At 41.7% G+C, this 7,043-nt stretch carries 5 protein-coding genes; 4 read left to right on the forward strand and 1 reads right to left on the reverse strand.

Annotation, left to right across the window (positions count from 1 at the left end; genetic code table 11):
- The first annotated feature begins 1 nt into the window (after position 1).
- From tagD to DWW85_RS12575, 3 genes are all read left to right on the forward strand, one after another.
- Positions 2–391, forward strand: coding sequence for a glycerol-3-phosphate cytidylyltransferase (tagD, locus tag DWW85_RS12565; RefSeq protein ID WP_021943559.1), 390 nt, complete (start codon positions 2–4; stop codon positions 389–391).
- A gap of 17 nt (positions 392–408) precedes the next feature.
- Positions 409–1,995, forward strand: coding sequence for a glycerophosphodiester phosphodiesterase family protein (locus DWW85_RS12570; protein WP_117808852.1), 1,587 nt, complete (start codon positions 409–411; stop codon positions 1,993–1,995).
- 287 nt (positions 1,996–2,282) lie between these two features.
- Positions 2,283–3,221, forward strand: a complete 939-nt coding sequence (locus DWW85_RS12575; RefSeq protein ID WP_117808857.1) for a D-2-hydroxyacid dehydrogenase — start codon at positions 2,283–2,285, stop codon at positions 3,219–3,221.
- A 609-nt stretch (positions 3,222–3,830) separates the two neighbouring features.
- Here the strand turns inward: DWW85_RS12575 and DWW85_RS12580 are convergent.
- Positions 3,831–5,252 carry an alanine/glycine:cation symporter family protein gene (locus DWW85_RS12580; protein ID WP_117808853.1) on the reverse strand — a complete coding sequence of 474 codons (1,422 nt, stop codon included), beginning with the start codon at positions 5,250–5,252 and terminating at the stop codon, positions 3,831–3,833.
- Between the two features lie 474 nt (positions 5,253–5,726).
- On the opposite strand from DWW85_RS12580, the gene DWW85_RS12585 reads away from it, so the two are divergent.
- Positions 5,727–6,899, forward strand: a complete 1,173-nt coding sequence (locus DWW85_RS12585; protein ID WP_117808854.1) for a sugar transporter — start codon at positions 5,727–5,729, stop codon at positions 6,897–6,899.
- The last annotated feature ends 144 nt before the right edge of the window (positions 6,900–7,043 follow it).

The following is a 7,043-nucleotide window of genomic DNA, read 5'->3' on the forward strand; positions in this document are numbered from 1 at the left end:
TATGAAAAAGGTAATAACATATGGAACCTTTGATTTGCTGCATTACGGACATATCAATCTGTTACGGAGAGCAAAGGAATTGGGAGACTATCTGATCGTTGCACTTTCAACAGATGAATTTAACTGGAATCAGAAGCATAAGAAATGTTATTTTTCTTATGAGGAAAGAAAGCAGTTATTAGAGGCGATCCGTTATGTTGACCTCGTCATTCCGGAGGAATGCTGGGAACAGAAATCAGAAGATATCAAAGAATTTAAGATTGATACCTTTGTTATGGGAAATGACTGGGAAGGGAAGTTTGATTTTCTGAAAGACTATTGTGATGTCGTGTATCTTCCAAGAACACCGGACATTTCAACCACCCAGATTAAAGATGATCTTGGAAAATAAAAGGATGGTAGCGGAAAATGAAGTTTCATCTGCCCTGGAAACGGGAACAGGAAAAGAAAGAATATACATTGATCTATGATGGAAATGGCGGCAGACAGAACGGTGAACGTTTTGTCCGCCGTTCATTTTGGCTTCCGGACGGGGGCTTCGGGAAAGAAAAAAAGTTTGTTTCAAATACTGATGGTGGGGATTTGACTGTTGAAACAGTATTTTCCAATTCCAATCTGAAGTGCATCGGTTATTATGCCAGAAAGCGTACAGAAGAAGGCTGGATATGGTATGGAACGGATCATAACTGGCACGATTCCTTTTATGACGGCACGGTTTGCAAGCAGTTGATACCGATCGCAGCATCGGTAGAATCTTTGTATGAAGCTGCGGATGATGAGATTTATCTGGTTGCACAGTGGGAGGATGAACATGGAATCCGCAGAAACTGTGGATATGAGATATTCTCGAAAAAACTGATGGCACATGCATTTGGCGGTATGGATGGTACAACCTATCATAATACGGCAGAGGCATTTGAACATGGGAAAAAGGAAGGCTATCAGTCGTTTGAGATCGATCTTTCCTATACGGAGGATGACCGTCTGGTATTGTGTCATGGCTGGACAGAGAATAATTGTAAGTGCACCGGGGTTTCGTATAAGCCGGAATTTGCACATATGACATATGAACAGGCAATGCAGATACCGATCCATGGACATTCGATCATGGACGCGAGACAGTTCTATGAAAAAGCAAAGAATGAACCTGCCTATACATTTGAAATTGATTTCCATAATATAAAAAAAGGGAACGAGAAACGGGTTGCCGCTATGCTGGAGGATTTCCGGCAGGATGAAGGTCTGCTCGATCGTCTGCTGATGCAGGTATACAGCCAGCCGATGTATGAACAGATCGACTCCGTGTATCATTTTGCAAATTATATGTATCTGGTTGGATTAAATATCGATAAGCTGGATTCGATCCTCACTTATTGTCTGGATCATGGAATATGCAGTGTTGCAATGCGGACGAATTTTGTAACAAAGGAAAATGTCCGTAAGGTACATGATGCCGGACTGTATGCATTTTGTTATACGGTTTCAGATGATGCTGTTTATGCTAATTATCTGCTCCAGCTTGGTGTGGATATGATCTGTACAGATTTTGTAACGGAAAAAGTACTGGAAGCAACGAAGGAAACATTTGGCAGATATCCGTTTATGGTGTGGTACAACAGCAACCATAAGGAAGCGGTCAGTCACTATCCGGAGGCAGTCGATGAAACCGGGAATGTAGGAACACTTACCCGGTTGAAGAGTGGAAATCTGGAATACAGGGACAAGACGATCTGGGAACATACCGGAGATCAGACACTGCGGGCATGCGGATACGAAGTACCGGGAAAACGATTTGCCGGATGGAAACTGCGCATATCCATTGAAGGAAAAAATTTGTGGTATTCGACGGATGGATTATTCCATGCAGCGAAGGACTATACGGTCAGAAAGAGTATTCAGGCATGTATTTTCAAGGATGGAGATGTGCTTCCGGATTTCGATGTCAGGAAGAATATGAAAGTAATTATGGTAGCAGTATGGGAGAATCTTGATTGATCCTCCCATATTTTAAATAAGTTTATATGCTTATCAGTTATTCTATTTGCCTGTGCCTGCTGTCAGGGGGGATAGAAAACACGTTTCATTTCCTATTCTGCCCGCACGCCTATTTGCCGTCAGCCGCCCTAACTTACCCTTACGGGTTCAGACAAGGGCTTTGTGCCGGCAGCTAGTGCAGGCATCATAACGGAAATTACACTTTATGTTTTCTATCCACCCTGACAGCAGACGCAGGCGAATGGAATGTCGGATAACAAAAATAGATGAAAGGATTAAAAATAAATATGAAGATAGTATTTTTAGATCGTAAGACGATAGGAGAAGACATTGACTTGACGGGCTTTGAGGCTTTGGGAGAAGTTGTAACATATGAGATGTCACAGCCGGAAGAAGTTCCGGAGCGGGCGAAGGATGCAGATGTTATCATTGTGAATAAAGTCCCGGTAAATGAGCAGACGGTTGGAACGGCTCAGGATCTGAAGCTGGTTTGTGTAGCGGCAACCGGAACAAACAATCTGGATAAGAACTATCTGGATAAACGGGGAATTGAATGGAGAAATGCAGCCGGATATTCCACTACGATCGTTGCACAGCATACATTTGCCATGCTTTTTTATCTGCTTGAAAAGCTTCGGTATTATGATGATTATGTAAAGAATGGCTCTTACCAGAAAAATGATGTATTTACCTGGTTTGGTGAGCCGTTTACAGAGCTTGCCGGAAAGACATGGGGTATCATCGGACTTGGTGCGATCGGAAGAAAGGTAGCAGATATAGCGAAGGCATTTGGTGTCCATGTGATCTATTATTCAGCATCCGGCAGACCGTCACAGGAGGGTTATGAGCAGGTTGATCTGGATACACTTCTTCGGACTTCTGATGTCATATCGGTTCATGCGCCATTAAATGAATATACCGGGAATCTGATGGATAAAGCGGCATTTGTAAAGATGAAAAAGGATGCAATCTTCCTGAACCTTGGACGTGGACCAATCGTAGTAGAAGAAGATCTTGCAGAAGCCTTGAAGCAGGGCACGATCGCAGCCGCAGGTTTAGATGTCCTTCGGACGGAACCGATACAGCCGGACAATCCGCTGCTTTCTATAAAGGACAGCCATAAACTGCTCATTACGCCGCATATCGCATGGGCAAGTACTGAAGCCCGCACCCGCCTGATGCAGATTGTCCTTGACCATGTAAAGGGTTTTGCTGAGAAGAGATAGCATTAATACAAAAAACGTTTGGATAGCTTAATATGCGGAAGATGAATGTGATACCCGGAATCGTCATTGAACTGAACGCATATATGGGTATAAATGTTATGAGATTAACCTGATACCCGGAATTGTTATTGGCCTGAACGCATATACGGGTATAAATGTTATGAGATTAATCTGATACCCGGAAATTATTAAGAAGATGGGTATAGTGTAAAATAAAATGATTTTATACCCATAAATAAAATGATTTCAGGGTATGGATGCTTACTATGGGCTATAATACCCGAAAGTAAGGTAGAGATAAGGGTATAGATTATTAAAATAAAAGCAGATACCCCAAAAACAAAATAAAATGTGGTATGAAGTGTTGCAAAGTGACTTGATACCCATTAACTATATGAAGCGGGGGGAAAGAATTAGTATAGTGCAGAAAAATAAAATAGAGGACCCTGAGATATATATTCACTATTATGAAGCAAGCCTATCTGAATGTCGGTCCTTAGCGATCTGCGAAAGCAGGAGCCTAGTACCGCTACATGAAGATAGAACGAAAGTGTCTTGCGTAATAATATGTGAATTAGATCTCAGGGTCCTCTATTTTATTTTAACAATTTATTCAAAAGGCTGCTTATTATGACGGCTGAAGAAATCACGCGTTTCCCTTGCAACCACACCGCTTAAAGCAAAGATGGCGATCATATTAGGAATAGCCATCAGTCCGTTGAAGATATCGGCGATCGTCCATACAGCAGAAACTGTCATGTAAGGTCCGATAAATACAGCAAGAATGTATAACCATCTGTAGATCATGATGGATTTCTTTTTGCCGCCGGATAAGTATTCCAGACAACGCTCAGAATAATAATCCCATCCAAGAATCGTTGTAAATGCGAAGAATACCAGACAGAGCATTAACAGGAAGCTTGATATCGTTGCAGGAATCGGAAGTCCCTCGTTAAAAGCATATGTGGTAACCTGAACACCCTGTAAACCTTCTACTTTCCATGCACCGGTAAGAACGATGGAAAGACCTGTCATTGTACAGATAATGATAGTATCGATGAAAGTACCTGTCATGGATACAAGACCCTGACGAACCGGTTCCTTTGTCTGGGCAGCGGCGGCTGCGATAGGAGCAGAACCAAGACCGGCTTCATTTGAGAAGATACCACGCGCGACACCTTTCTGCATTGCAACGATAAATGAACCGGCGATACCACCCGCAACAGCAGAAGGCTTGAATGCGCTCTTTACAATGATAACAACAGCCTCAGGAATCTTAGTGATGTTACAGATCAGTAACATTAAACATATAACAACATAGATAACAGCCATAAATGGAACGATGATCTGGGATACGCTTGCGATACGCTTCAGTCCGCCGATCAGAACGAGTGCAACACATACACTTAAGATCAGGGAAGCGATAACAACGGTCCATGAATAAGTACCGATTCCTGGAATATTAACCGTCCACTGCATGTCAGGATCAAAGAATGAATTAACAGCGGAAGAAATACCATTTACCTGAGAGAAGGTTCCGATACCGAACAGACCTACACAGATACCAAAGAAAGCAAATATTTTTGCAAGCCATTTCCATTTTGAACCCATACCTTTTTCGATATAGTAGAATGGTCCGCCAAGTGCATGGTTGTCCTTGTCAACGACACGATATTTGACAGCCAGAAGACCTTCTGCGTATTTGGTTGCCATTCCGAAGAATGCAGCAAGTACCATCCAGAATAATGCTCCCGGTCCACCGGCTCCAATCGCAGTTGCTACACCAACGATATTACCGGTTCCAATCGTAGCGGAAAGAGCAGTACACAGTGCACCAAAGGAAGTAACCTCGCCTTCGCCTTCTTCTTCGTTTTTGATCATCCATTTGAGTGCTAATGGCAGTTTGCGGATCTGAAGAACGCCCATCCGGATTGTGAGAAGAATTCCACCGACCATAATAAGGACCATAAGTGGAGGACCCCACACAAAATCATCGATTTTTGTTAAGATTTCATTTACAGTTGCCCACATGATTTTCTCCTTTTCATTTTTGTATTGTGGTGATGTGTTATTCTGATAAATTATATGAATAAAATAAAGGATTATATTATGAAAAAATCAAATATTTATAAAAATAACACAACATTTTAATATAATACATACTTTTCTACGCTAATGCAACAGAATTTGCTTAATTTCGTGAAAAAACAGCGGTAAAAACAGCAAAAATTACAAGAAGAAGACTATTTTTTTGACTTGCGGAGTTGGGAATCCGATAATAAAATTACTATAAAAATAAAAATGCCGGATAATATCAGATGCGGTTCATAGGAAAAATGCCGTGTAATACAAGATCGGTTTCATATAAATGTGTTGCATAATACGGAGGCATATTAACAGACTGCGTTGCATGGTACAGAATATATATTAGCGGACTGCGTTGCAAAACGGTAAATGTTTAAATAGAAAAATACAGGAATTTACAGGAAAGGATATAATTACAGAATGAATCAGAAATTAACTATCAGGGAATGGATGCCGCTCATCGGAATGACGGTAGCGGCATTTATATTTAATACATCGGAATTCATGCCAATCGGACTTCTGACCGATATCGCAGATGATTTTCGGATCACGGAGGCAAAAGCGGGGATGCTGATTTCAGCATATTCGTGGGCGGTTATGCTGCTATCACTGCCACTCATGCTGCTTGCATCAAGGATCAGCTTCCGAAAACTGTTGCTGGGAACGATTGCATTATTTGGAATCGGTCAGATATTATCAGCGGTTGCAACCGGATATGCGATGCTGATGGCGGCAAGGATTATAGTTGCCTGTGCACATGCGGTCTTCTGGTCGATCGCATCACCGGCAGCAGTTAAGATCGTGCCGGAGAAGTTCCGGTCGTTTGCGATGAGTATGGTAGTAACCGGTACATCCATTGCGATGATATTTGGGCTTCCGCTTGGAAGGATTGTTGGTTTATATGTAGGATGGAGAATGACATTTTTCTGTGTTGCGGTTGTTGCATTTCTTGTTCTTATCTATATGGCATTTGTATTTCCGAAGGTTGAAGGCGGTACATCCTTTAAAATGAAAGAACTGCCGGTGATATTGAAGAACCCGGTTATGCTTGGGATCATATTAATGTCGTTCTTAGTTGCGGGTGCATACTATACAGGCTACAGCTATATTGAGCCGTTTTTGAAGCAGGTTGCAATGTTTAAGGATAATCTTGTTACTATAACTTTAATGTTGTTTGGAGCGGCCGGAATTCTTGGAAGTTTTCTGTTCTCCTGTGTATATGACAAACACAGATATCATTTTATCCGTGCATCGATCACACTGATTGCTGTTGTCATGCTTTGCCTGAAACCGGCATCGAAATTTACGTGGACAATGATATTGATCTGTATGCTGTGGGGTATGGCTGTAACGGCATTTAACGTTACTTTCCAGTCAGAGACAATCAAAGCGGTTCCGGAGGAAGCCTCCGCTGTTGCCATGTCGATGTTCTCAGGAATCTATAATCTGGGAATTGGATGTGGCACCTGGATCGGTGGACTGGTATGTACACATGCATCGATGGGGTATATCGGATTTGCAGGGGGGATCATGGCAGTTATAGCAATCCTGTATTGCAGCTTTATACTGATCCCACAGATGAAGAGAAAGTAGATAAATACTTGTATAGAATGCGAAACTATAAACTGTGATGATCAGTTGGAAAAGGCATGGTTAATAATCTCTAAAAAAAATATAAATTTTGTAGGTTTGTCAAACATATGTTACACAGATGCCAGATAATCCTTTAGTACCTGA

This window comes from Clostridium sp. AF17-21AC (assembly GCF_003461365.1).
Classification (GTDB): domain Bacteria; phylum Bacillota; class Clostridia; order Lachnospirales; family Lachnospiraceae; genus Coprococcus; species Coprococcus ammoniilyticus.

Excerpts from the sequence above, each read along its gene's own strand:
- DWW85_RS12570 (WP_117808852.1), top strand. The coding sequence starts at position 409 with ATGAAGTTTCATCTGCCCTGGAAACGGGAACAGGAAAAGAAAGAATAT.
- DWW85_RS12585 (WP_117808854.1), top strand. The coding sequence starts at position 5,727 with ATGAATCAGAAATTAACTATCAGGGAATGGATGCCGCTCATCGGAATG.
- tagD (WP_021943559.1), top strand. The coding sequence starts at position 2 with ATGAAAAAGGTAATAACATATGGAACCTTTGATTTGCTGCATTACGGA.
- DWW85_RS12575 (WP_117808857.1), top strand. The coding sequence starts at position 2,283 with ATGAAGATAGTATTTTTAGATCGTAAGACGATAGGAGAAGACATTGAC.
- DWW85_RS12580 (WP_117808853.1), bottom strand. The coding sequence starts at position 5,252 with ATGTGGGCAACTGTAAATGAAATCTTAACAAAAATCGATGATTTTGTG.